This window comes from Paraburkholderia sp. Clong3 (assembly GCF_050436485.1).
In the GTDB taxonomy this organism is placed as follows: Bacteria; Pseudomonadota; Gammaproteobacteria; order Burkholderiales; family Burkholderiaceae; genus Paraburkholderia; species Paraburkholderia tuberum.
This window is the reverse complement of record NZ_JBNDMH010000003.1, coordinates 2,319,925-2,346,271: the sequence shown is the minus strand read 5'-3', so window position 1 is coordinate 2,346,271 and position 26,347 is coordinate 2,319,925. Positions and strand designations below refer to the sequence as shown.

The window sequence follows — 26,347 nt, the reverse complement described above, 5'->3', positions numbered from 1 at the left end:
GATTGAGTCTTCGCACGAGCTGCCGGGGCAACCGTTAGCAGTTGCCTCGACAGCGCTGTGATATTGGCGTAATCGAGAGGAATTCAATGCTGATGGCATTGCCGTTGCAGGCTTATGAATTGAAGCTGGCGCCGCACCCGGCGCCGTTCTCGATCCTGAAGTTCACGGGCGTCGATCGCATCAGTGAGCTGTATGGCTATGAGATCGAATTCACAAGCCCGGTAGCGGGAATTCCGATGGATCAGGTGCTCGGGCGCCCGGGGCGGTTCACGATCGAGCCGGGCAATCCGGATATCGACTATCTGCGCAAGATGTTTGGCGAGAACGCCGAGAAGTTCAGCACGAGACCGCCCGCGCATACGATTCACGGCATCGTGACGAAGTTCGACGAGTTCGAGACATCGGCCGATCAAACGCGCTACAGGGTCGTGCTGGAGCCGAAACTCGCCGATCTCGATCGCGGCGTGACGAGCCGGTTGTTTCAGAAGCAATCGGTCGAGGAGATCATTACCGATACGTTGCGGCACTACGGGTATCGCAGCGGAGTCGACTTCGTGTTCCAGCTACGTGGGCAGTACAAGCGGCATGAGTACATCACGCAGTATCGCGAGACGACATTCAGGTTTATCCAGAGGCTCTGCGCGCAGGAAGGAATGTGGTTTCGGTGGGAACAGAAGAAGGATCGCGCGATGATCGTGTTCGGCGACGATCTCGATGCGTACGCGCGTAAGCAGCGTAGGGTGCCGTACCGGCGTAATGCGGGAATGGAGGGTGCCGGAGCGGAGGCAATCACGGCGCTCGAGAAAAGGACGCAGCGCGTTCCCGAGTCCGTGCGCCTGCACGACTATAACCATCGCCAGGCGGGAATATCGTTGCTCGTGGAGGAGAACACCGCGCGCGACGACAGCACCACGAACGCGGTCGATTACCGCTGGGGCGAGCATTACGAAACGCCCGACGAAGGTCAGCGTATTGCCCGGTTGCGGCATGAGGCGCATCTGGCCAGTCAGATTGCGTTTGTCGGCACGGGGAATCCGTTCTGGCTCGAGGCGGGCGAGGTCATGTCGATCGATCCGAATCCGGCCGATGCGAAGTATGGGATTTTCGTGACTTCAGTGAGGTCGCAGGGCGCGCGGGATCAGGCATATCAGGTGACGTTCGAGGGGATTCCGTCGGATCGTGTGTGGCGGACTTCGATGGAGTCGGTTCGGCGGCCTACCATCGATGGAATCTTGCCCGCGCGGGTCACGTCGCCGGGGAATTATAAGTACGCGTATCTGACCGAGCAGGGCTGGTATGTGATCGTGCTGCCGTTCGATCTCGATGAGTGGAGTCCGGGCGGAACCAGCCGGCCGGTGCGGTTTGCGAAGCCCTATAGCGGGGATGATTATGGTCATCACTTTCCGCTGATCGATGGGGCGGAAGTGGCGATCGTGTTCACGGCTGGGGACCCGGATCGGCCTGTGATCATCGGGGCGATGCATGACAGCTTGCACCCGGATCTGGTTAATAACCTCAACAATACGCGCAATATCGTTCGAACCGCCGCTCAGAATGAAATGCGGATGGAGGATAAGGAAGGGGTTGAGCATATCCATCTGACTACGCCGTTTCAGACCAGTGAGCTGAATCTGGGGCATATGGTTGATGGGGAGAGGAAGGAGCGGGGACAAGGCGCCGAGCTAAGGACGGATGGGTATCTGTCAGCCCGGGCGGCCAAAGGATTGTTGCTTAGTGCCGAGGCGCAGCCTGGTGCTGTGGGCGAGCAACTCGCGATGCCCAACGCCGACACAACACTTCAGCAAGCCGAGGAAATCCTGCGCTCGCTCAACGGTTCTGCGAGTGCCGCGCAGGCGTTGCTGGCCGAAGTCGATCAGCAACGTGTGCTCGTCGAGCAAAAGCTCGCGGAACTCCGGAAGCCGGTGATCGTGGCGAGCGCACCTGAAGGCATTGGTGTCGCTAGTGGCGCGCACATGCAGTTGGCCGCGGGTAAGCAGATGTTCGTTACTGCTGGCGAAGGAATCGACATCGGCGTGCTCAAGCGGATCACGGCAGCGGCCGGCGAGGCAATTTCACTGTTTGCCGCGAAGCTCGGAATCCGGATTTTCGCAGCCAAGGGCAAGGTGCAGGTTCAGGCCCAAGGGGACGCTCTGGAATTGATGGCGCTTACCAACGTCGCGGTTAGTTCGTCGACAGGCGAAGTAGTCATTACTGGGTCGAAAGGGATCACGCTGGGCGATGGAGCAGGTGCGTACGTAAAAATCGCAAACGGGAAGATCGTGATTGCGAGCTCAAGTGAGATACAGGTCAAGGGTGGGCTGGATGTCGATGGTCCGGCGAAGAACAATTTTACCTTTCCAAGCTGGCCGGGTGCTCCCCTTAAAGATGTCAAAGGGAATACGAACTTCGGCTTTTCAGAATAAGCATAGTCATGGCAACTACGACTCCTCCGTCAAATCCACCCATCACGCCCGTGAAGCTGCTTCAGTTTGCGTTTCCGTTCCGCAGGAAGGGCACCGGTGGGGCGCCGGCAGATTTCATTGACGAGCATGAATTCCACAAACTGTTGAGGCAGGAGCCATCGGGCGCCTATTCGATCAGCGGCAAAGGCATGTGGCACGGCGGAATACACGTGACCGAGGCGGGCGCCGGCGCATCGCTGGATCTGAAGGGCGGAGTGCGCTGTATTGCGGACGGCGAAGTGGTGGCGTGGCGCCTCGATCGTACTTACCCCATCAGCGAGATCCCCGCGCGGAATGGCCAACCTGCAATCAGTGTGCCGTACAGCACAGGGTTTGCGCTGGTGCGTCATTCAATGGAGTTTCCCAAAGACAGGAAACTGACTTTTTACAGCCTGTACGCACACCTGCAGGACTTCGCGGACTACGAGAGTGACGCACATCTACCCAGGCCGAAGTACTGGGCGACGCGATTCGAGGTGACCACCTGTGCGCAGGACCGTCCTACGGCCGGGTCGGGTGGCCAGCTGGCGCCCGCCGGGCAGCAGGGACTGCGGGTCCGGGTATCCAGGCCGCATGGCGCGGTACTCTGCATCCTCCCTCAGGGGGCTCAGGTTAGCCTTGGAAGACGCGAGGACGGCTGGGGGCAGATCAAGGACGCGAGCGGCGTGTCGCCCTATCCGGGAACCGCAGGCGGTGTCGCGCATCCCGCGACAAACGGATGGATCTTTCTTGGCGCAGAGCACGGTGGTCCAGTCGTCAGGGAAGTGATGCCTGACTCCTCGCTGGACCGGGTGATCGTGTTGTCGACGCCCTCCGAAGTCGTCCCGATCAAGGCGGGTGAACTGATTGGCCATCTTGGTCGCTACGACTCGTTGTCCCGGCAGACTTCCGGAAACCGGATGGTGCACATTGAGGTCTTCTGCGACGACAGCATCAAGTCGTTCATCGACGAGGGGCGCAGCTGGATCGGGCAGAACGGCGCAAAGGTCAACGCATGGAAGCAGTTGGCCCTTCCCGGTGAGCCAACGATCCAGCGGATCGACAGTGGGACCACGTTGTACACGAGACACAATGAGGAAGGAGCTGAAGCCGGACAGACCGGTGTAATCGAGGTCTTTCCGCTTGCGGCGCTTGCCAGGGGAAGCACAGATCGTCAGTACATCGAGACAGAGACAGGCGGCGATGGCGACAAGTGGCGTTGGTGGAAGATCGACAGCGCGGATGTTCGTCACCAGCCGATCGATGGCTGGGTACGGGAAGAGAATTTTGCGGGCGGGAGGGTGACGCGGGAATTCGCGCAGAAGTGGGTGGACTTCCAGACGCTGGACGACGAGCACGATCCGACGCATACGATGTTCGCAACGACGAACGGGTTTGTCGACTATGCGATGGGTGCGGACGTGCCGGATGCGGGTTCGCTGGGCAAGCTCAGTGCGCTCATGTCATCGATTTACCAGGCGCTGAATCTGGGCGGCGACCCTGCACAGGCTGCTGACGGATTACGCAATGCGGCGAACGACCCGTGGACGGCGCTGCGGATGTCGAGGCTGATCATCCAGCACGAGAGCGAGTGGGCGAATCCGGATAAGTGGAAGCAGTTGATTGCGGCGATCGAGCAGCGCACGGGGCCGAAGGCTGAGCACGTCGAGGAGCAGAAACGGATCGGGAAGCTGGTCTGGTGGGATGTCGTCAAGGCCGGGCTGACGGACTTTCCTGGGTCGAATGTGTTTCATATTCATCCGGTTGGGTTGGTGGGGAATTTTCTCCGTGCGCAGAGTCCTTGTGAGTGTGGATGTTGTCTGCAAAACGTCTTTAAGGTGACCCGTTACGGCCACGCACCGCACACGCACTATGGGCCAGTGTTCTGGGGTGAAGTCCCCTTAGAGAAATCGAAAGTGTTAGCGGAAATGCGGGCGAACGGTACAGTCTCGGAAAGTGAATACCGGATTATTGTTGCGATGTCAGAAAATGAAGGGAAAATCGATGCCGTCCAATCTTACGACAGCGAAATCGTAACTGCGGGAGCGATGCAGAAAACCGTCAACTCTCAAGGAAGGGGCGAGCTAGCAATGCAGGTTGCGGAATTCAAAGTAACAAACGAAGCTGACTATCACGACTTGTTTGAGACGTGTGGTTGGACCGTCGAAGGGACAGGTGAGTCAGCAACAATGTTCTATACGCATGCTGAATTAACGCAAGGGAAGAAACTCACCGGTTCGCCTTTAAAGGAGGTAATCCGGCAGGGATGCTCAGTTGATAATTTTGGAAAAACAGTAAAAAACATACCTCTGGCTGTCATTGCACATGCGATCACTTTCAAATCCTTTGAAGCTAAGCAGTTGATGGATTTCATTGACAGATTGAGAGCGACCGTTTTGCCGAAAATACCAAGAGGTTACCAATACACAATAGCTGATTATTTCCAATCCGATCTTGGCCGAGCAGCCGCGTTGGACCAGAGTGTCAACCGACCGGGGTATGTCGGTAGAGATTTGGGAAGATCTCTTGATGTTATTCGGGCGAGGCATCCTGGACTCTCTCGAAATCCAAAGGAATGGGGGGCGGATCGATCGCGGTACGAACGAGAAATTATCGATCATTATGGAAATAATCGTGAAATGTCCAGTGATAATAATGGATCAAGTTCGAATAATCGGCGATATAGCAATTTATTGACCAAACTCGGGTGATTGGAGCTGACATGCGCATTTACACTAAAGTGGCATTGCTCATAGGATTTTCGATGACCATTCTTTTTTCTGCAAAATCTGACGCCGATAAATCAAAAATAAATTTCCAGAGGGGCTCGTCGCTGGTTTTTTCCTTGCCGCTGAGCAAATCGGAAGAAAAGATTTTTGGCTCCGGCTGGAAAAAGGCTGTTTTTTCGGATTTATCTGGAAAGCAGGTAGCACTCTTTCACATGGGGAATTTTTCTTCTGCAGGCGGATTGATTTTTGACAAGGACTATTCTCCAGCAATCTCTCCTTCGGGAAAATACGCTGTTCTGAGTGTTTTGAGAACTGGAATTGTAGATCCCGGGCCCAGCGGGAACGCCGAAGTATCCAGCAGGCAATATTGTCCGGTATTGGATACAACGTCGGGATGTATTGTCAGCATGCAGACAGGAGAAATATGTGGAGGGGATTGGGCGGGTAATACTGATGAGTGGACGATGACTGGCAATAAGTACGACTCCACCTCGGCGATGCTTAAATATGAATTTAATCATGTGAATAACTTGTGGCGCCAATACATGCAATCCGTAGCAATAACCCCCTCTAGCAAGATCAAAGATTTCGTCGAAGATAATTTGGGGATCGCGAATATGATGACGTGCGAGCCTCCATCTGTCGAAAACCGAGGTGTATATTTATTGATGGCTGGTCAGTTAAGAAAAGAAGGAGACTTTGCTGATGCGAATTTTGTCGAAAAAAGGCTCGGTTCTGATAGTGGGAATAAATCCACTTATGTAGCGATTTCAGTTGATAGGTCCCGACTTTATGAAAATCCCGATCCAGCAAGCAGGACGAAAATGTATCTGATCAAGGGTGATCTTGTCCAGGTGATTGGCGGTCGGGGGGCAGATTGGGTTCAAATTGAATACAAACAGTCGAACGGAAAAATGTTGACGAAATGGATCGCTTGTTTTGATATCGCACTTTGCAAAAAATAAACATGTCTTTGAGTACGTGCGGCATATCGTGAAAAATATTCACCTCGAATTTTGATTAACAATTATTTTATTTTACTCGACGGCTGCACATGCGGAAGGTGTGTGCAATGATAATGAAATGATTGTGTTCAACTGTCAATCCAATCGATCGACTGCTCTATGTAAAGAGATAGGTGGTGACGGCGCTAACATATCGCCACGGAAAAATGAATAGAATTGATCTTGAAGTGTCATCCGTGGGCTTGCGGAAGAAAGAAAAGTTTTATTTTGGTAGTATTCCTTATTCGGGTGGTGGTGAGGCGCATATAAGATTTTTCAATGGTGGCTATACGTATTTTTTGTATGACAAGACAGTGCAAGTGGACGATGGTCTGGAATTTTATTCTGGAATAGTCGTATACCGTGATGGCAGGAAAATAAGTCAAGAAACTTGCAATAATGATACGTCAATTCAACAGGCTGCATATAGTGAAAATCTGATTAGACAGATGATTTGAATGAAAAAACTAGCATACGAAGGCGACAGCACGAGTCACGGCGGCAAGATCCTGACCGGCTCGAATCGGATCAAGGTCAACGGGCGCCGCGCGGCACGGGTCGGAGACCTCGTGTCCTGTCCGATTCACGGCGACAACGTAATCGTGGAAGGAAGTAGCAGTTTCAAGGATGCTGGCACGCCACTTTCATGCGATGGAGACAAGACCCAGTGCGGGAGTGTCCTCATTGCCCTATCTGATGGCGCGACGGTTAGATAAACGAATGCCGATCGACTTCGCTCGTGTTCCGCCGCGGGTAGCGGTGCCTCCGCCTCCGCAACTATCAAAACTGGTTTGGACTGCGCTTCTAGGCGTCCTACTGTGTTTTGGTGCAGCACTAACGATTCTTCTATGGTCGCGAGGCGGACCAACCAATCCGATCTGGTTTTGGTTCTGCGCCATCGGTTATCCGATCCTGGCGTGGGCGTTTTTGCTGTCCTGCCGTCTCGGATATCTATATGCGCGACGCAGCGAAGCGATAGCGATGAATCGAGTTAGCGACCGTGAGACCGAAAAATGTCACGCCCATGCCAGCGTGCCGCTCGCGTTGATAGGTCATGCATGGCGCTTTTCTGCCAATCGCGACGAGAACGATGTTCGAGGCATTGTCGATGGCAGCCTGAAGCTGGAGCCTCGGGCGAGCAGGGCCACGCCGAATACCGATGTTGATGCACGCTGGATAGAAATCCCGAACCAGAGGTTCAATGCTGGAAACGAACTCACGGAGTATCGTCGCCAACGCGTGGTCTGCAACTGGCTTCTGGCCCAGTTGATCGACGATCTGACGCCGCAACTCGCTGCTCTTCCTGCGCGGATGACGCTTTACGTTGAAGCAGTTTCGCATTGCGCCCTTGAGAGCATCGAAGTGTCGGCGAGACTGAAGAATCTAGTTGCCGGGAAGTTCCCGTCGGTGCATGTGATCTTGAAGCCTCCGGCCGGATCCTCCACGTTGTTTAGTACCGACGCATGGTTCGACAGCATGAGGCCAGAGGTGGCTCATCTGCTGGTCGCAGTGCAATTGCGCAACGCCGTCAGCGAACGTCTAGAGGATGGTGTTGCAGAGGCGGGCGTCGCGTTACTGCTGGGGCACCAAAATCTTGCCCAGACGAAGGCGAAAGCTCCTGCTGTGCTCCTGCATCGTCCGGCACGCGGTCTGGCCAATGCGGTAGGCGAAACGGTGGAAAACGTCACGCGTTGGGGAAAAGCAGAGCGGACGAACATTGGGGCGGTCTGGCGCCACGGAGTTTCGTCGGAAATGGAGGCCGCAATCAGGTCGTCGCCCGAATTCGATCGACAAAGCTCCAGGGTCGATCTGAGCACCACCGTTGGGGATTGCGGAGAGGCGGGCGGCTGGCTCGCCACCGCACTCGCGGCTGAATTCGCCGCGCGAACCGGGAAACCGCAACTCGTCCTTACGCAAGAAAACCGCGACTTGATCGCGCTCGTGTGCAGAAAACAAGCATGAATGAACACAAGTCTGAACCGGTAGCTCTTTTCATTGGCATCGGAATTTTCATCCTTTTCGTCGCGCTGGGTCTGGCCGTCTGGATAGAAGGGCGGGCGCGCGGATGGACGTATGAGACACGAATCATTATTGAATTGTGCCTTCTCTCGGGCATGCTCATTGCGCTGATGCTAGTAAAGCATTTTGAAGCCGTCCTGCTGTGGATCGCCTCGATGCGCGCAACGCGGTGGTTGGCTCTCTACGATTCGAAAAAAAAGCAAGCGCAAGGTGCCAGCGAAGGCGCACCAGTAACGCATGTTGCGGCCCCGCAGCAGCAGGTTGCATTGCGTAATGCGCTCCGCGACCTCCACGGCCGCCGCTGGCGCTACCTCGACCGCTGGATCCTGATAGTCGGCGACCTCCCTCTAGCAGGCTGTTGAAATACCTCGTTTCTCCGTCATCCGGGACGAAGGAGTAAACGTTGAAGGTAATGTCATGAATGTGAGCGGGATGAAACGGATGCGCGGTGCCGATGGTTTTACGGAGTCGATGTTCACGGTGTTGAAGCTGGATGATTTTGTGCCGAAAGACCATCCGTTGCGTCCGATTCGCACGTGGCTCAACGATGCGCTCAAACGCATGGACGACGTGTTTGCCCGGATGTACGAGGGCTGATGCGAAAGGTGGGCGGCCGAGCATTGCACCGGAGAAGCTGGTGCGAGCGTTACTGCTTCAGGTGCTGTACTCGATTCGCAGCGAGCGCATGTTGATGGAACAGATTTCCTACAACATGCTCTTTCGCTGGTTCGTCGGCTTGCCGATGGATGGGACGGTGTGGGACCACTCGACATTCAGCAAGAACCGCGACCGACTGCTTGAACACGATGTGCTGGTATTGCTCTTCAACGAGACGGTTGAGACTGCGCGCGAGCGTGGGCATCTGTCGGGTGAGCACTTTAGCGTTGACGGCACGCTGATTCAGGCATGGGCGGGACACAAGAGCTTTGTGCCGAAGGCAAGTCCGGACGAAGACGATACGCCGCCCGACGAACCGCCGGCGCCCCATGACAACTGGCACGGTCAGAAGCGCAGTAACGCGACGCATCAGTCCACGACCGACGAGCAGGCGCGCCTGTTTCGCAAGAGCAAAGGAACCGGTGCGATGCTTTGCTACATGGGCCATGTACTGACTGACAACCGGCACGGCCTGGTAGTCAACGCGCAGGTGACGCTGGCGACGGGCACCGCCGAGCGCGACTGCGCCGCGCAAATGCTTGCTGACGCCGCGAAGGTGGCCCAGGGCGGCATGACGGTCGGGGCAGACAGGAACTACGACACGGCCGGCTTTGTCGCCACCTGTCGAGCAAATCGCGTCACGCCTCATGTGGCGCAAAACGATGGGCGTCCAGGAGGTTCAGCGATTGACGAGCGAACCACGCGTTGGCCGGGTTACGCGGTCAGCCAGCAAAAACGTAAGCGGATTGAGCAGGTGTTCGGATGGGGCAAGACAGTCGGACGAATTCGACAGGCGATGTATCGAGGACTTGAACGCGTGGACCAGCTCTTCGTGCTGACGCAGGTCGGCTACAACCTGACGCGTATGCGCACACTTGCCCGTTGAGGGCCGGGATGCAATGGATAACATCGATATGGTGAAACCGTTAGCAGCCTCGAACGCCCGGAAACGTGTTCCGCGTATCAGAAGTGCGAACTCAGCATCCGTCGCAATGCACCTGAGTGTGTGATGGTCTAATTTCCTCGGACAGGTCGATAGGAGGACAATCCGGAATCGACGAGGAAAAAGAGCAAGATGACAAGAAGGCGCCGACAATTTGACGCCAGCTTCAAGCTGGAAGTGGTACGGATGGTACGGGACCAGGGGTTATCGGTCAGCGAAGTGTGCCGGTCGATGGACCTGGTTGAGACAGCCGTGCGGCGCTGGGTGGCTCAGTACGACGCGGAGCGTGCTGGCGGCCCTGGCGAGGGCAAACCGCTGACGGCGGAACAGCAGCGCATCCGGCAACTCGAGGCGGAGAACCGGCAATTGCGCGAGGACAATGCGCTGCTAAAAAAAGCGTCGGCCTTCTTTGCACGGGAACTGAAGTGAGTTACCGCGTGGTAACTCACTTGCAACAGGAGGCCGTATCGGTCAGTCACGCCTGCCGGGTTTTGCAGGTGAGCCGTTCTGGCTACTATGCGCACCGGCGCGCCAGACCGAGCGCAAAGAGCCTGCAGGAACAGACCCACGTCAAGGCGGCATTCACCGCCAGCGGCGCGAGCTACGGCAGCCGGCGTGTGATGCATGCGCTTCGGGAGCAAGGGCTACGTATCGGGCGCTACCGGGTGCGTACGCTGATGCGCGAAGTAGGTCTGCGCACGAGCTGGAAGCGCAAGTTCGTCTCAACGACCGACAGCAGGCATACGCTACCTGTGGCAGAGAACGTGCTCGACCGGCAGTTTGACGTGGCCGAGCCCAATCGCGCGTGGGTTTCGGACATCACGTATATCCGCACGGCGCAGGGCTGGCTGTATCTGGCGGTCGTGCTGGACCTGTACTCACGCAAGGTGGTCGGCTGGTCCATGGCGCCCATCATGCCGGCCGGACTGGTCATGTCGGCGTTGACCATGGCGCTGCAGCAGCGTCGGCCAGCGCCGGGACTGGTCCTGCATTCGGACCGGGGCAGCCAGTATGCGAGCGATGAATACCAGGCCTTGCTCAGGCAGCATCACGTGGTTTGCAGCATGAGCCGCAAGGGAAATTGTTGGGATAATTCGGTGATGGAGCGGTTCTTCCTGAACCTGAAGATGGAACGAGTGTGGCAGCGTCAGTACGCCAACCACGACGAGGCACGGCGCGACATCAACCAGTACATCATCGGTTTCTACAATGCAGTACGCCTGCACTCGACTTTGGGCTATCTGTCGCCCGCCGCCTATGAGGCGAAACCGACAGTGAAAGAACCTATCTGCCTGTCCGAAATAACTTGACCACTACAGTGCATCAACGACGGATATTTCAACAGCCTGCTAGTCAAACGCCTCGCCCCAACCCTCGCCGAAACCGGCTACGCCATCGTCGGCAGCACAGTCCTGCTCTACGCGACACAAACCGGCACGACCCTCGACACGGCCTGGCTCACCCAAATCCGCCGCCTGCGCCGCCGCCGCCCGATCGACGCGATCGTCGCGGTAACGCGCAACCGCAGTTCAGGCAACGCGCCATTCGACGCCGCCGCATTATCCCAACGCCTCGCCCGCCACGCCCGCGCGCTGCACTGGTCCGCGCCTGCCTATCTGCTGAACGTGACCGATTTCAGCACGGAACCAAAAGGCGAGGACGAAGCCTTCGGCTTCACATGGTCGAGCGCGCGGGTGCACGCCAACCACATCGACGACTCGCTGCAAAACCTCACCCGCAATCTCGCCGATGCCGGCGTGCTGCGTATAGCCGAGGACTCGAACGATCGCTATCCCGCGGAACTGTCGCAACACATCGAAAGGCTGTCCAGCGCATTGTCGGGACTGGTCGCGCAGACGGCGCATTCGCGCTACTGGCGTCAGGCCGTCCACGGTCTGCTGTTCGCGCCGCTTTTCAAGGAGCGCGAACTCGCTCTGCCCGCAGCCACGAACAAAGATACCAACACGGACAACGCGGACGAAAACGCGCGAGACGATCACCTCACCCCCCAACACCGAACGATCCCCCAAGGGGACTTCGTTCGGGGCGTCTGGCAAACCGTCGCCGACCACAGCCGCAAGCTCCACGGCCGCCGCGTCGGCTTCTCGCTATCCACTGCCGCCGCATGGACGAGCACCGCGGCCATCGCGCTATGGATCGCCGGCACGATGTTCTCCGGCTTCACGAACCGCGCAACGATCCACACCGCCGGCGACACCCTAACGAAACTCGCGAGCAGCCAGGACCCAACCCGATCGATGCAAACGCTCGACGCCCTCGACAAGCAGATCGACACACTCGAATCGCACCAGCGCGAGGGCGCCCCGCGTCTCACGCGCTTCGGTCTGAACCGCGACGCGGCACTGCTCGACGCGCTATGGCCAAGGTATGAAAACGCCGCCGGCAGCATCCTCGTCAGCCCGATCCGCGAGAAGCTCGAAGCCCGTCTGCATCAACTCGCGTCACTGACCGACGCCGAAATAGCGAGCGGCGGCAGCGGCCAGGTACAAGCCGCGTACGACACGCTGAAGACCTACCTGATACTCGCCAAGCCCGAGCGCGCGGTCGCCGCCTTCCTCGCTCCGCAGCTCGCCGCGACGTCCGCGCTCGCGCGTCCCGACAACTCGCCGCTATCGGCCGGCACATGGGAAGACCTGCGCCAGCACACAATCGACTTCTTCGCGCATCACCTCGGCCAGCACGTATCGACAAGCGGTTCGTCGCTCGCAATCGTCCTCGACAGCGGACTGATTTCAGCAACTCGTCAAACGATCATCGGCGTGCGCGGCATCCAGAACTCGACCGACACGGTCTATCAGCGGATCCTCGACGACGCGAAAGCCAAATACCCGCCGATTTCGCTCGCGACGCTGCTCGGCGATACGCAGAGCAGAGGCCTCTTCAACTCGACAGCGACGGTCCCCGGCGTCTTCACACGCGCCGCGTGGGATGAGCGCGTCGCGAAAGCGATCGACGACGCGAGCGAGCAGAGCAACGTCGCGGGCGACTGGGTGCTGTCGGACGTGAAGAGCAAAACCGAGCCGCCGTCGTCGCTAAAGGCCGCGCTGCGTCAACGCTATTTCGACGACTACGCGCGCGCGTGGGCGCTGTTCCTGAATAGCCTGCGCTGGCAATCGGCCCCGACGCTGTCCGCGACGGCCGATCAGCTGACGCTGCTCGGTGACCCGCAGCGCTCGCCCCTTCTGATGCTGATGAACGCGGTCGTCTATCAGGCGGGCACGGGCGCCAGCACGCAATCGCTGTCCGACACGCTGATCAGCAAGGCGCAGCAACTGGTCGGCGCCGACGAGAAAGATCCGTCGAAGCAAACCCAGTCGCAGCTTGCGCCGCTCGCGGTCGCGTTCGGGCCGATTCTGCGTTTGACCGGCAGCGATGTCGCGTCCAGCGTCACGCCGGCGAACGCGAAGGCCGTGGCGCGACTTACGTCGACTGGCGACCTGAGTCTCGCGCGCTATCTCGAACGCGTGAGCGCGATGCGTCTAAGAATCGAGCAGATGGTGTCGAGTGCGGACACCGATGCGATGTCGCGTGTGGCCGCGCAAGCGGTGCTGCAAGGCAAGACCTCGGACATCGCCGACAGCCGCGACTACGCGAGCCGCGTTGCCGCGAGTCTGGGCGAGCAGTGGGCCGGGTTCGGCGAGCTGTTGCGGGCGCCGCTCGATCAAACTTGGCAGGTGCTCGTGCAGCCGGCCGCGGCGAGCCTCAACGAGATCTGGCGCACGGCGATCGTCGCGGACTGGAACGGCGCGTTCGGCGGCCGCTATCCGTTCGCGGACTCCGACAACGACGCGTCGTTGCCCGAGATGGCGCGCTTCATGCGGCCCGACAACGGCGTAATCGCGCAGTTCGTGATCACGCAGTTGGCCGGTGTGGTCGAGCGGCAGGGCGATCGCTGGGTCGCCGCGCAGGGCGCAAGCCACGGCGCGTTGACGCTCGATCCCGCGTTCCTCGACGGACTAAACAGAATGACGCGCGCATCGACGGTGTTGTTCCCATCGGGCGACGCGCACGTGCGCTACGAGTTGCGCGCGGTGCCGACGCCCGGCGTCACCGACATGCGCTTCGTGCTGTCGGGCCGCGAACTGCATTACTTCAATCAGAAGGAGGAGTGGACGCCTTTCCTGTGGCCCGGCGACTCGCTCGACGACCTGTCGCATATCGAATGGCAGACCGAGCACGGCGGCCTGCGTTCTGCGCTCGACGCCCAGGGCCGCTTCGGCCTGATCCGGCTGCTCGAACGCGCGCAGGTGTCGCAGCAGGACGGCGCGCGTTACCTGTTGTCGTGGCAGCCCGATCAGAGCGAGGGCATTGCGCTGCGCGTGCAGCTGCGCGGTGAGGCGGGCTCAGGGCCGCTCGAAGTGCTCGCGTTACGTCATTTCAAGCTGCCCGCGCGCATCTTCGTGACTGGTGCGGCAAAAGGCACACCGAAGCTATCCGGGGCCAATCCGCCGCCGTTGCCGCCGGCGGCGCTTGCCGCGGCGAAACGTGCCGCAGTGTCGGTGCCCAAAGGTTCGCTGCCGGAGGTCGAATAAATGCTGTCGAGTTTGTTGAAGACGCTGTTCCCGTCGCGTGATGACGAACAACGCGTGCGCGCGCGTGTCGATGCGTGGAGCGCATGGCTCCAACCGCTGCCGGGCGAACAGGGCTGCGGTCGCGCCCCGGGCTACGAAGACCTGTTCTTCGAGTTGCGCGAGGAAACGCAGAAGCTCTCCGGTATCGACGATGGTCTGATCGTCCGCTCGTGCGAGCAGTTGCTCAAGGAGACCGGCAAGGATCTGCGTCTGGCCGGTTACTACGCGTTCGCACGTCTGCGCATGGACGGCCCTGTCGGCTTCGCGGATGGTCTCGAACTCGCGGCATCGCTTGTCGAGCGTTTCGGCGAGAACGTACTGCCTGCGCGCGCCGAAGCGAAGAAGGGCGCGCTCGACATGCTCGCCACCGCGCGCATCATCGAGCTGCTCGATAGTCGCGACGAGTTCGCGCCGGCCGATCTCGAACGCGCGATCGCCGCGCTCGATCTGCTCGTCACGGCCACGGCCGCGTGGGCCGACGCGGCGCGGCCGAGTCTCGGCGCGCTCGTCGCGCGCTTCGAGCGCAACGACGCGTCGGTGCCCAGTAGTGAGCCCGATACGACAACGTCATCCGCGTCGGCCGGCGCTGCCTTTAGCAGCAGTCCAAACGTATCGATCGCATCGACGCGTGATCTGCTCGATCAGACCCGCTCGATGGCGCTGTGGCTTCGCGATCAGGAGAGCGGCTATCTACCGTCGGTGCGGCTGGTGCGCACCGTTCGCTGGGACACGCTGCACGAAGTGCCGCCCGCCGATGCGGCGTCGCGCACGCGTCTGATGCCACCGCGTGGCGAGCTGCGTCAGCAGATGAAGCGGCTCGTGCTGCAAAAGCAGTGGCATGAGCTGCTCGAACGCGTCGAGGGTGCGTTCATGGAGGGTGTCAATCATCTGTGGTTCGATCTGCAGTATTTCCAGCACGTCGCGCTCGATCACATCGGCGCTCCCTATGGCGGATGGCGCGAACCGTTGCGCGCGGATTTCGCGCTGTTTCTCGAACGCTTGCCCGGGATCGAACGTCTCGCGTTCAACGACGGCACGCCGTTCGCCGACGACGCGACGCTCGAATGGATCGCGCGTCACGCGGTCGTGCGCAATCTCGACGCGGGCGAAAGCATCGCGCCGCTGCCGGTATCGGCCGGCAACGACGACGATGCGACCGGTGACTGGCCCGAGATCGAAGCGCAGGCGCGCGACCTCGCGGGGCAGCACGGTATCGAGGCCGCGTTCGCCTGGCTCGAAGCGTTGCCGGGTCTGCGCACCGATCGTCATCGCTACCTGCAACGTCTGGTGATGGCGCGCCTCGCCGATCACGCAGGTCGCGCGGACGCGGCGCTCGCGCTACTCGCCGAACTTGACGCGAGCGCGCGCTCGCTGCCGCTCACCCGCTGGGAGCCCGCGCTCGTCTTCGAGGTCAAGCAGCAACTGCTGCGCGCGCTGAAGGCGCTGAGCAGTCGTAAGGATGCCGATAAATCCGCGCTGGCACGCCGCATCGGCGAACTGCAAGCGGAGCTGACCGTGCTGGACCCGGCGCGGGCGCTGACCCTCTGATAACCATACCTAAGCATGGAACACGACGACCCCATCCTGCGCTACTACGAAGCCGAAATGCGCTACCTGCGCGAGGCCGGCAAGGAATTCGCGAAGGCGCATCCCGACCGCGCGCGCATGCTGAATCTCGATCGCGTTGGCGATCGCGATCCCTACGTCGAGCGGCTGCACGAAGGTTTTGCGTTTCTGACCGGACGCCTGCAGCAAAAGCTCGACGACGAATTGCCGGAGCTGACCGAAGGCCTCGTGAGTCTGCTGTGGCCGCACTATCTGCGGATGATTCCGTCGCTGTCGATCGTCGAACTGTTGCCGCTCGCGGAGAAACTGCAGCGAACCGAGGTCGTGCCGGCCGGCGTGCCGGTGCGCTCGGCGCCGATCGCCGTGCCGAACGCGGCGGGTGTCGAGAGCACGACGCCGAAGACCGTGCAATGTCTGTACCGGACCACGCAGCCGGTCACGCTGCAGCCGCTGTCGATCACGCACGCGGGCCCGGCCGTGCGCCACGATGGCCGCTCAATCATCCGGCTCGGCTTCGAGCTCGATCAGTCCGCGCGCCGCAAGGAAACCGATCTGTCGCGGCTGCGGGTGTATCTGAATGCCGATCTGCCGACCGCGTTCGCGATGCATGTCGCGCTCACGCGCGAGGTCGATGCAATCCACTGGCGCATTCCGGAAGTGCGCGACGGCGAAGCGCTGCCGCTCGCCAACGTGGCGATCGAGCCCGCTGGCTTCTCGGCCGACGAGAGGTTGTGGCCGAAGGCCGACGCGGCGTTTTCCGGGTATCAGTTGCTGCTCGAATACTTCACGTTCCGCGAGAAATTCCTGTTCGTCGATCTGTGTGGACTCGACGTGACGAAGCTACCGGAGAAGTCGACGCGCTTCGATCTGGAGATCTTGCTGAAGCACGCGTATCCGTCCGATCAGCGTTTCAGCGCGGAAAACCTGCGGCTTTTCTGCACCCCGGTCATCAACCTGTTCGAACTCGATGCCGAGCCGATCGAGATCGACCATCACGAAACGCAATACCGCGTGTTGCCGGCCGGCCATCAGGGCGAGCACGTCGAGACCTATTCGGTCGATGCAATCGACGCGTTCGATCACGACACCGCCGAGCGCTACGAGTACGTGCCGTTCGCGACGTTCCGGCATCGCGGCGGCATGCTGCGCCACGAGGCGCCGGAACGCTACTTCCATGCGCGCGTGCGGCCCGGTGTCGCGGGTCTGCATCAGACGTGGGTCGTGCTCGGCGGTCACGCGTGGGACACGATGGACACGCTGCCCGAGGAAAGCCTGTCGCTGCGCGTAACCGGCACGAACGGCATGCTGCCGCGCAAGGGCCTGCGCGAAGCCAGCATCGCCGAGCTGGCGGCCAGCACGCCGAACGTCGTGGGCGTGAACAATCTCGTCGCGCCGACCCTGCCGCTCTATCCGCCGACCGGCGACCGTTTCCAGTGGCGCGTGCTGTCGCATCTCGCGCCGAACTTCCTGTCGATGATGAACGCGGAAGTGCTGCGCGGCGCGCTCGCGCTCTACGACTGGACCAGCGACGAACTGAACCGCCGGCGCCTCGCGGGCATTCTGTGGGTGTCGCAGGAATTGCTCGAGGAGGTGTCGGGCGGCTCGGTCGAGCGTGGCGTGCACATCGAGGTGACACTCGATTCGCATGCGTTCGCGGGCGACGGCGACGTGATGCTGTTCGGCGAGTTGTTGCAACGCTTTTTCGCGCTGTACGCGGAGATCAATCTGTTCACGAAGCTGTCGATCGTCAGCCTACCGTCGCAGACCCGCACGGTCTGGCCACGCAGCAAGGCGCAGCGGGCTCCGCTATGAGCGCGTACGCTAACGCTTGCGAAGCGCGCAATGACCCGCCCAATCTCGACCCGCTCGTCGCATCGCTCCTCGCGCGCGCGCCGCGGATGAACTTCATGCAGTTGTGCCGACTGCTCGAATTGCGGATGCCGCGGCAGCCGGGCTTCGGCACGCTCGATACACCGGCGCATGAACCAGTGCGCTTCCGGCCACGCGCGCGCACAGGCTTTCCGGCGGGCGAGGTCGCCGCAGTCGAATTCGCTGCTGATCCGGATTCCCTGGTCAGTGCCGCGGCGCCGACCGTGCGCACGACGTTCATGGGTCTTTACGGCGTCGACGCGGCGATGCCGTCGCACATGATCGACGAGATCGTGATGCGCGAGGAAGGGCACGAAGCGGTCGAGGCCTTTCTCGATCAGTTCAATCATCGTTTCGTCACGCTGCTGTATCGGGCGTGGAAGAAGTACCGCTATCCGGAAAGCTTTCGCGCCGGCGGCAGCGATGCGCATTCGCGCAATCTGTTGTGCCTCGCCGGCTTTGGCTGGGGCGACAAGCCGCAACGCGCCGGCTTGTCCGATTCGCGGATGCTCGCGCTGCTCGGTCTGCTGATCCAGCGAACGCGCATACCTGAAGGGCTCGCGGGCGTGATCGCGCTCGCGGTGCCCGGCGCCGACGTGCGCGTCGATGAGTTCTTTCCCGCGCTCGCGCGCGCGGGCGAGCCGCAGCCGCTGACGTCGTCGGCCGCTCGTGCCGGTGCGGTGAACGAGGACGCGCGTCGCGGCCTCGGCGGCGGCTATGTGCTCGGCAAGCGGCTTGCGTATCGCAGTCGCGCGGTGCGCGTGACGTTGCGGCCGGCCCATGCCACGCAGGCGCACGATCTGTTGCCGGGTGCGTGGCTGCATCGCGAGTTGATGGCGTTCGTGCAGTTGTATGTCGGGCTGAAGGCCGACGTGCATCTGCGGATGGAATTGTCGTCGCGCCTCGCGCCGCAGCCGGCGATCAACTCGCCCGGCCCGGTCGCTGCCGGATCGGCCGGACCCGCGCCGCGCCTCGGCTGGACGACCGTGCTGCCTGCCGTGAACGAACGCCTGATCGACGTCGCACTCGGGGTCTATCGGGCGCTTCCGAAGCCCGCCGCCAATCCGTACCTGACTCATGCCGCGTCATGAACGACGCGCCGAAAGGACCATTGATGAACCTTCGTTTTACCGTTTCCACCGTTGCGTCCGTCGCGCTGCTGTCGGCGTGCGGCGCCTGGCAATCCGTATCGGACGCGTCGTCGAGCGCTTATCACGCGGTGTTTTTCAAGCAGATCAAGGTGCTCGACATCGATCTGTCCGCGCGCGAAGCGCTGAACCCCGACGATGCTGGTCGTGCGACATCGGTCGCGGTGCGCGTGTATCAGCTGAAGGACCGCAAGATGTTCGATGGGGCGTCGTACGAGGATCTGTTGAAGAACGACCGCACGGTGCTCGCGCAGGACTTGCAGGCGAGCATGGCATCGGTGCTGAATCCCGGTGCGTCGGCAAGCCTGTCGCAGCCGATGCGGGCCGACACGAACTATGTGGCGGTCGTCGCGTTCTATCGCAATCCGGGTAGCGGGGATGGTTGGAAGTATGTGATCGGGAAGAAGAAGCTCGATGCGGACAAGCCGTTGAAGATCTCGTTGATGGATCAGTTTCTAGTGCCGGCGGGCAGAGCGGCCCACGATTAAGTGGGCCGCCGACTCAATCCGTGCGACCGAGATAGCCCGGTAGCCCCAATGCAGAGTCGCTCCTGGCCAGCTGCAAGGCTTCCTCGAGCAAAGCTGTGAACTTCTCGTCGCTATCGGGCCGCGGCAACGTCGCGCGAAAGAAGTCGGCCCAGCGAAATTCTTCCAGCGGGACACTGGTTTTTTCATAGCCGCCGGCATCGCGGACCGCTGCCGCGAGGCTTCGGTATTCATCGTCCTTCATTTCCCACACGTGCTCCGCCAATTCGGCAAACGGCCGGCGCACGCCTTCTGCGTCATACGGAAAGGTCCATCGTTGGTTTTCCATGCTGAGCCAGAACGATGCCCACGTGTACGTCGAAAGATCCCGCACTAGCACGACCGGAACCGCGCGCACGCCCACCTGCCACAGCGCCGCCGCCACATGGTGATGATCGATCGCGAACGGTATGCCGTTGGGTCCGCAGACGACCGGTATCGGCTTTTCGGCGATGGCCATCTCCAGATCATGGCTGCTCAGGGACCGGTATTGGCGGGCTTTTTCGCGGACCTCCCGCGCGCCGTGGGTCATTTGTGTGGGACGGAGCTCTTCGATTTGCCGCGTGTCCATGTCGGTCTCCTTGTCTGGATGCGTTGACGCGGCTCCCGCAAATTTCATGCCCCCGGGCGAGGCGTCGCCCACTTTCCGCCAGACGTCTACGGCGCATCGTCCACACACAGCACCGGGTCGCTGACCAGACAATCCGCATCAGACGCGGCAGGTCCGCCGCCGCGCGTTTTCAACGACGTCTGCTGCGCGGCGATGCGCAATCCCTTGGGCAGCAGCACCCACATGCGCAGCCGCTCTTTGGTGTGGCTCGCCTGGGTCTGCGCGGTTTGACCGAAGCCGTAGAAGTAGTCGGCTCTGACGGCGCCCTGAATCGCACCGCCCGAATCCTGCGCGAGCATCAGGCGGTTGATCGCGCCGGGTGCCTGAGGGTCGTCACGTGTGGACACGAATACCGGCGCGCCGAGCGGCGTGGTGCGCGGATCGACGGCCACCGAGCGGCCCGCCGACAACGGCACGCCCAACGCGCCCAGCGGACCGTTCGGTGAATCGGGGATCACACGAAAGAACACATAGCTCGGATCCGAAACCGCATACACGGGATGAGGTTTCGGCGTGGTCGTCGCCAGGGTGAAACCGCGCAGCAACGGCGACGTGGGTTCGTCATTGTCACCGTCGGCGGGCGCCGCGTTGCCTTCGTTGCTCGTAGCGGGCGCGCCGTCGTCGCTGATGTCGACCTCGATCTCCATGCCGCGCACGACGAGCTTGCGCGCGCCGGCCGTCGCGTTGCCGCTGTGCGCGAGCGGCGGCAGGAACGGCCGGCCGTTCTGTTCCGCATAGGCGAAGCGGCGAATCGAGCCGTCGCTCATGCGGACCTTGCCCGCGCCTTGCAGCTGCATCGAGTACAACATCACGGGGTCGTCGACATAGGCGAGGATCGGCGCCTTCAGTGCGCGGCGCTCGATCTCGGCGCGCGTGTAGTACGGCACGATGCGCCCGCCATCGAGCCGCAGGCGAATCTTCTTGTCGCGGATATCCGGCACGCTATCGCGCAGGTCCAGCGCGTAGACGCCTTTGAGGTCGCCGCTCGTCGTATCGCTGAGCGGGATCACGTTACGTCCATCGATGCGAGCCGCGCTCACGCCACCTCGCGCGCGGTCCGGCAGGCGCCGCGCGTCGAGGTAGAGCATGTCGGCCGGCGTGCCATAGACCGGATAAAGGTAGGCGCCGCCGTACTGCTGGCTGCCATTGAGCAGCGGCTCGTAGTAGCCGGTCATCGTACCGTCGAGCGAGCGGTCGGGATTGCGGATCTGGTACGCGCTGAAATACGTTTCGAAGAATCGCCGGATCGCCGCGACGTCGCCAACGTCCACCGCTCGCGCGGCATTGCACGGTTCCGACCAGCCGCTGCGCGCGCCGAGCACGGTGCAACTGCGGCGAAACGCTTCCCATGACGCGGTGACGTCGTCCGTGTCCCACCCGGGCAGGTCGGCGACAGCGATCGGCTCGTAGTAAGCGTGGCGCGTGGCGAAGCCGCCGCTCAACGCAGCCTTGGGACGCGGGTTATTCGAGCCGGTGGACGTGCCCGAGACCGTCGCGTGTGCCGTTACGGGGGCCGGCGTCGGCCCAGGCATCGTCGGCGGCGCGGGTGGCGATGCTTGCGCCGTCGGCCTCGCCTGCTCGACCGGCGATGTCGCGGTATGGCTCGCGTCCCCCAGGATGACGCTGGTCGCGGGCGTGTTGCTCGCGCAAGCCGCGAGCGTGGCTGTCAGCGCAAGCAGGAGAAGCTGAGCCCGTTGCATGCGGCCTCCTTGCGGACCATCGCGAACGTCGCGCGTGCTAGCCTGGCGGCTTGACGGCATCGATGGTGAACGTGGCGGCGCCGAACGCGCCGGTGCAATCCGCCGTGCCTGCCGGGCAACGCGGCTTGCCCGCGAACGGCGAGTAGCGCGGGCCGCGACGCGCGGCCGCTTGCTGCTGGGCATCAGCGGGGAATGACTGGAACGGCGCCGCGGACTTCAATCCACCGTCGGAAAAATCGCGCGGCGTCGTCGATACCAGCGTCAGAAAATGGTTGGGACCAGGCGGGTTGCCCGCCAGCATCGGCCAGCTGGCGCGCGGCAACGACAGTGTCTGACCGGCGGCGATCCGGTTGTTGCGATCGAGTCCGTTCGGAAACAGCATCAGGTACTGACCGTCCGGATCGACCATGAACACATACACGTAGCCCGCGCGGTTGCTGTCGAGTTTGAATTGCAGATGATCCTTGCCGATCGTGGCGGACGTGCTGCGCGGTGTGGCGGTGATCTGAATCGATGGATCGGCCAGCGTCACGATTCGCTCGAGTTCGCTCGCGGGGGTGAAGGGCGCGAGGTTGTCGGCCTGCGCGGGTGGTGTGGCGGGCGCGGCAACCGTGGCGGGCGAGGCAGGAGCAACAGGGGCAACCGGGGCAACAGCAGCAGCGGCTGCCGGGCTTTGAGCGGCATTGCCAGGCGTCGGCGAAGCCGTGTCGCGCGCATCCGTGCTTGCCGTGACAGCCGGGCTCGCGGCCGGTGGCGAACGCATGGCAAACCACGTACCGACCGCCGCGAGCGCCACGACGCAAACGGCACCTGCTGCGATCAAGCCCGTGCGTCTCTTTTGACTACCGCCAGCCGCAGGAACGGCCGCTGTGCCTGGCTCATTGCGCTTCGCCTCGACTGTCGCGGCCGTCGTTGTTCGCGGCGCATTGGTACCCGCTGTCTCGACGGAAGCGCGAGTCGTGGGTTCGATCGCCGCAGCGGCGTCATCACGCGTATCGATGGCAATGCCCAGTTCGTCCGCCAGCGCCTGAACGCTTTGCGGGCGCTGTTCGGGGCGGACCGCGAGCGCATGGTCGATCGCGCGCAGGAACCGCTCGCTATAGCGGCCGGCCGCCGTCGTGGCGAGCGGCACATACGTGTCGCTCATCAGTCTGCCGACCGACGGCGGCGGTGTCGTGCCCTGAATCGCGAAATAGATGACCGCGGCGAGTGCGTACACATCGGTCCACGGCCCCTGTTTCAAGGCCGCCACTTCGGCATATTGCTCGACGGGCGCATAGCCGGGCTTCAGGATCACCGTCAAGGCCTGGGTCATGTCGCCGATCACGCGCCGCGCCGCGCCGAAGTCCAGCAGCACGGGGCGGCCGCTGCCCTTGAGCAGCATGATGTTGTCCGGCGCGATGTCGCGGTGATAGCACTGCGCCGCATGCAATACCGCCAGTGCTTCGAGCAGCGGCGCGAGCAGGGCGCGCAGCCATGCTTCATCGGGTGGGGCACTCATGCGGCGCAAGCCGTCGCGCAGCGTCGCGCCCTCGTAGTACGGCATCACCATGTACGCGGTGCCGTTGGCCTCCCAGAACCGGTACACCTTGACGAGCGAATGATGATCGAAGCGGGCGAGCAGCCGCGCCTCGTTGATGAAGCTTTTCAGGCCGGCGCGAAAGGTGTCTTCATGACGCTCCGAGCGGACCGACACTTCGGCCGCGCCGACGCGCGAGGCCAGCGCAGCGGGAATGTATTCCTTCAGCGCGACGTGACGTCCTAGCTGGGTGTCGTAGGCGAGATAGACGATACCGAAGCCGCCTTCGCCAATCAGATCGACGATCTCGAACTCGCCGAGCCGTGTGCCGGCGGGCAGCGCATGTTGCGCGTTCGAACCCTGCGCGGCGGGGCGGGTGACGACTGTGCGATCGGCGTCCGCCGCTTCGGTGGGGTTCTGCTGGCCGTCCGGTCCGGACGCCCGTTGCACCATCACGGTTTTGTCGTCGGGGCTGCTCATCGGCTGTGGCTCCCTGGAGGGTACGACGGCAGAGCCCGGCACACGCGAGCGCCACCCTCACGCGCAGGCGCGTCCGTCTTTAAGACGAACGAGCGGGTCATTTTTTGAAATCAGGCGGGCGCGCGTGCCTGAGCGGTGGTCCACGTGCGGCCGCCGGTTTCAAAATCGGCCGGCCGGATTCGTCTATACGGTGTTAGTCAACCGCTGCGTGCAGCTTGCGGGTCGTACGCGCATTCCATCCCAGCCGCTTCCTTTTGCCTTCTTGCAGGAAGTTAAAGTGAACGAGCGCCAAGGCTTATCGAGCGGGATGGGACACCGCGTCGTGCGACGCGACTCGCGGCGCGCGGTCGTCGCATGGGCGCACCGGATCGACGCCGCGTGGATCACGGGCGCGCTCGTCATGGGCTCGATGCTGCTGGGCGCGGCGGGCAATACGCTGGCCGCTGGCACGTCCGCCGCCGCGGCGCGGCCCGCGAGCGCCGTGGCCCTCGCGCCCGAGTCGTTCGGCTTTCGTCAGGCCGATGAACGCGAACGCGACGCCGAAACGATCAACACGTTGACGTCCGAGGGACGTCTGCTGCTGTCGCGAGACCGCGTCAAACTCCCTGCCTACGACTATTGCAGCATGTCCGTCGCGGCCGCCGAGCGAGGCGACTTCCGCGACAGCGTCGATGCCGCGGCGCGCGCCCTGGTGGTGGCCGGGCAGACCAACAATGCGGACCTGGCGGCCCTGTCCAAACGCGATCTCGCGATCGCCTACAGCTATGCCGGCGACCTCGACAACGCCGAACGCTACGCCCGCGATGCGCTCGCTTCGACGCCGAAGGCGCCCGAGCAGGTCTTTGCTCCGGCCAACAAGGTGCTCGGCGATGTCGCGTTGCGCCGGGGCAAGCCGCAGCAGGCGCTGGCCGCCTACGAAGACGCGCTCACGACCGCCTCGCCGCGTTACAAACCGCTGGTGCTGATGTCGATCATCAACGCGCAGCTCGCCGAGGGCGATACGCCTGGCGCGCGCCAAACCTTCGATGCCGTCGGCGCACCGGCTACCGCGGAACTCGCGCCCGCCTACCGGCGCATCGAAGGCAATCTGCTGCTGGCCGAAGGCAAGCCCGAGGATGCGAAACACGCGTTCGAAGCGCTGTTGAGCCAAAGCGGCAATTCCAGCGACGCCAACTACGACCGCCTGTGGGCCCACGAAGGAATCGGCCGCGCCGACCTCGCGCTCGGCGACAAGCCGCATGCGCGCGAAGCCTACCTGCTGGCCGTCGACGACTCCGAGAAAATCCGCGCGCGGTTTCGCAGCGACGAGTTCAAGACGGCGCTGTTCGGCGACACGCAAACGGTATTCGAAGAGGCCATCGCGCTGACGGTCGAAGCCGGCGACTACGAGAGCGCCTGGAGTCTGTCCGAACGCAGCCGGGCGCGTGCGCTGCTCGACGTCGTGCGCAACCGCGTCGACGCCGGCGTCGACGACCGTCAATTGAACGGGCAGGTGCCGAGTCTTGCCGCGACGCGCGGCGCGCTCCGGCCCAACGAGGCGATCGTCGAATTTCACAGCCTGCCCAACGAGCTGATCGTCTGGGTGGTGCGCAACGATGGCCTGACCGGCCACACCTTGCCGATCGCGCGCGCCGACATGGATGCCGCCGTGACCGACCTGCGCAATGCGATCGTGCGCCGGCGACCGGCCGCGCTGACCTATGGCGACAAGCTCGATGCGTTGCTGATCGCGCCGCTCGGCTTGCGCGCCAACGAGCGGCTCATCATCGTGCCGCACGGCGCGCTGCACTATCTGCCGTTTCAGGCGCTGCACGATGCCGACGGCTTTCTGATCGAACGCCATGCGATCGCGCTCGAACCATCGGCGAGCGTCGCGGTACAACTCGCGCAACGCCAGCAGAAGATCGCGAGCGATCTGGTCGCGTTCGGCAATCCGACCATCACACCTGCCTATGCGCTGCCAGGGGCCGAGGCGGAAGTGCAGGGCATCGCGCCGCTGTTCGCGCGCAACGAGGTGTTTCTGCATAGCGATGCCACGCGCCTGAGCTTTCGCGACAACGCGCCCGCCGGACGCGTGTTGCACGTGGCGACGCACGCCCAGGCCGACACGATCGATCCGTTGCACTCGAGCATCCTGCTCGCGCCCGCGACGCAGCCTGCCGACGGCCCGGACGCGCTGCTGGCCAAAGACATCTACAACCTGAAGCTCAACAACGTCTCGCTCGTCACGCTGTCGGCCTGCGAGACGGGGCTTGGCCGGATCGCGCGCGGCGACGAAATTCTCGGCTTCACGCGCGCGTTCTTCTATGCCGGCGCCACCAGCCTGATCGTGTCGATGTGGCCGGTCGCGGACGAATCGAGCGCGCTGACGATGCGCACCTTCTACGCGCAACTCGCGCAAGGCCATGACGCGATCGACGCTATGCGCACCGCGCAGCTGGCGGTTTTGCACACGCCGCGCTTCGCGCATCCGTTCTTCTGGGCGCCATTCGATCTGATGGGTGGCTGGCGTTTGACCATCGCGCGTCAGCAGCAGGGATGAACCA

The 26,347-nt window shown here is 62.1% G+C and carries 17 protein-coding genes and 1 pseudogene; 15 read left to right on the top strand and 3 right to left on the bottom strand.

The genetic code is table 11. The features are described 5' to 3' along the window. Positions 1-86: 86 nt before the first annotated feature. From OKW30_RS34055 to tssJ, 14 genes and pseudogenes are all read left to right on the top strand, one after another. Positions 87-2,423, top strand: a complete 2,337-nt coding sequence (locus OKW30_RS34055; RefSeq protein WP_429348799.1) for a type VI secretion system Vgr family protein — start codon at positions 87-89, stop codon at positions 2,421-2,423. A 50-nt stretch (positions 2,424-2,473) separates the two neighbouring features. Beyond that, entirely contained in the window at positions 2,474-5,152 is a 2,679-nt protein-coding gene (locus OKW30_RS34050; RefSeq protein ID WP_429348798.1) for a hypothetical protein, read from the top strand. Positions 5,153-5,163: 11 nt separating this feature from the next. Then, entirely contained in the window at positions 5,164-6,135 is a 972-nt protein-coding gene (locus tag OKW30_RS34045) for a hypothetical protein (RefSeq protein WP_429348797.1), read from the top strand. 176 nt (positions 6,136-6,311) lie between these two features. Continuing rightward, positions 6,312-6,632 (top strand): hypothetical protein, encoded by a 321-nt coding sequence (locus OKW30_RS34040; protein ID WP_429348796.1) that lies wholly within the window; start codon positions 6,312-6,314, stop codon positions 6,630-6,632. Further along, positions 6,633-6,890 carry a PAAR domain-containing protein gene (locus OKW30_RS34035; protein WP_429348795.1) on the top strand — a complete coding sequence of 86 codons (258 nt, stop codon included), beginning with the start codon at positions 6,633-6,635 and terminating at the stop codon, positions 6,888-6,890. Then, positions 6,859-8,136, top strand: a complete 1,278-nt coding sequence (locus OKW30_RS34030) for a hypothetical protein (RefSeq protein ID WP_429348794.1) — start codon at positions 6,859-6,861, stop codon at positions 8,134-8,136. The genes OKW30_RS34035 and OKW30_RS34030 overlap by 32 nt, the downstream gene beginning before the upstream one ends. After that, a complete protein-coding gene (locus tag OKW30_RS34025; RefSeq protein ID WP_429348793.1) occupies positions 8,133-8,555 on the top strand; it encodes a hypothetical protein in 423 nt (140 codons plus the stop codon). The genes OKW30_RS34030 and OKW30_RS34025 overlap by 4 nt, the downstream gene beginning before the upstream one ends. 79 nt (positions 8,556-8,634) lie before the next feature. After that, positions 8,635-9,736 (top strand): annotated as a pseudogene (locus OKW30_RS34020) (IS5 family transposase). Positions 9,737-9,925: 189 nt separating this feature from the next. Continuing rightward, positions 9,926-11,103 (top strand): IS3 family transposase gene (locus OKW30_RS34015; protein WP_429346194.1). Its coding sequence is split into 2 segments (ribosomal slippage): positions 9,926-10,193 and positions 10,193-11,103, totalling 1,179 coding nucleotides; the frame shifts between segments, so codons are not numbered across the junction. Positions 11,104-11,115: 12 nt separating this feature from the next. Further along, entirely contained in the window at positions 11,116-14,346 is a 3,231-nt protein-coding gene (locus OKW30_RS34010) for an ImcF-related family protein (RefSeq protein WP_429349218.1), read from the top strand. Further along, positions 14,347-15,933, top strand: coding sequence for a type VI secretion system protein TssA (gene tssA / locus OKW30_RS34005; RefSeq protein ID WP_429348792.1), 1,587 nt, complete (start codon positions 14,347-14,349; stop codon positions 15,931-15,933). Between the two features lie 15 nt (positions 15,934-15,948). Next, positions 15,949-17,763 (top strand): type VI secretion system baseplate subunit TssF, encoded by a 1,815-nt coding sequence (gene tssF / locus OKW30_RS34000; protein ID WP_184062863.1) that lies wholly within the window; start codon positions 15,949-15,951, stop codon positions 17,761-17,763. Continuing rightward, positions 17,760-18,911 carry a type VI secretion system baseplate subunit TssG gene (tssG, locus tag OKW30_RS33995; RefSeq protein ID WP_429348791.1) on the top strand — a complete coding sequence of 384 codons (1,152 nt, stop codon included), beginning with the start codon at positions 17,760-17,762 and terminating at the stop codon, positions 18,909-18,911. The genes tssF and tssG overlap by 4 nt, the downstream gene beginning before the upstream one ends. Before the next feature lie 23 nt (positions 18,912-18,934). After that, positions 18,935-19,456, top strand: coding sequence for a type VI secretion system lipoprotein TssJ (gene tssJ / locus OKW30_RS33990; protein WP_262421317.1), 522 nt, complete (start codon positions 18,935-18,937; stop codon positions 19,454-19,456). Between the two features lie 13 nt (positions 19,457-19,469). Here the strand turns inward: tssJ and OKW30_RS33985 are convergent, their stop codons facing one another. The 3 genes from OKW30_RS33985 to OKW30_RS33975 all read right to left on the bottom strand — a co-directional run bounded on the left by OKW30_RS33985 (position 19,470) and on the right by OKW30_RS33975 (position 23,801). After that, positions 19,470-20,063 carry a ParB-like protein gene (locus tag OKW30_RS33985; protein ID WP_429348790.1) on the bottom strand — a complete coding sequence of 198 codons (594 nt, stop codon included), beginning with the start codon at positions 20,061-20,063 and terminating at the stop codon, positions 19,470-19,472. An 86-nt stretch (positions 20,064-20,149) separates the two neighbouring features. Continuing rightward, positions 20,150-21,802 (bottom strand): murein transglycosylase A, encoded by a 1,653-nt coding sequence (gene mltA, locus OKW30_RS33980; RefSeq protein WP_429348789.1) that lies wholly within the window; start codon positions 21,800-21,802, stop codon positions 20,150-20,152. 37 nt (positions 21,803-21,839) lie between these two features. After that, the gene (locus OKW30_RS33975) at positions 21,840-23,801 is read right to left on the bottom strand and encodes a protein kinase domain-containing protein (protein ID WP_429348788.1); all 1,962 of its coding nucleotides are present in this window, start codon (positions 23,799-23,801) and stop codon (positions 21,840-21,842) included. A 277-nt stretch (positions 23,802-24,078) separates the two neighbouring features. On the opposite strand from OKW30_RS33975, the gene OKW30_RS33970 reads away from it, so the two are divergent. Then, positions 24,079-26,343 (top strand): CHAT domain-containing protein, encoded by a 2,265-nt coding sequence (locus OKW30_RS33970; RefSeq protein ID WP_429348787.1) that lies wholly within the window; start codon positions 24,079-24,081, stop codon positions 26,341-26,343. Positions 26,344-26,347 lie beyond the last annotated feature (4 nt).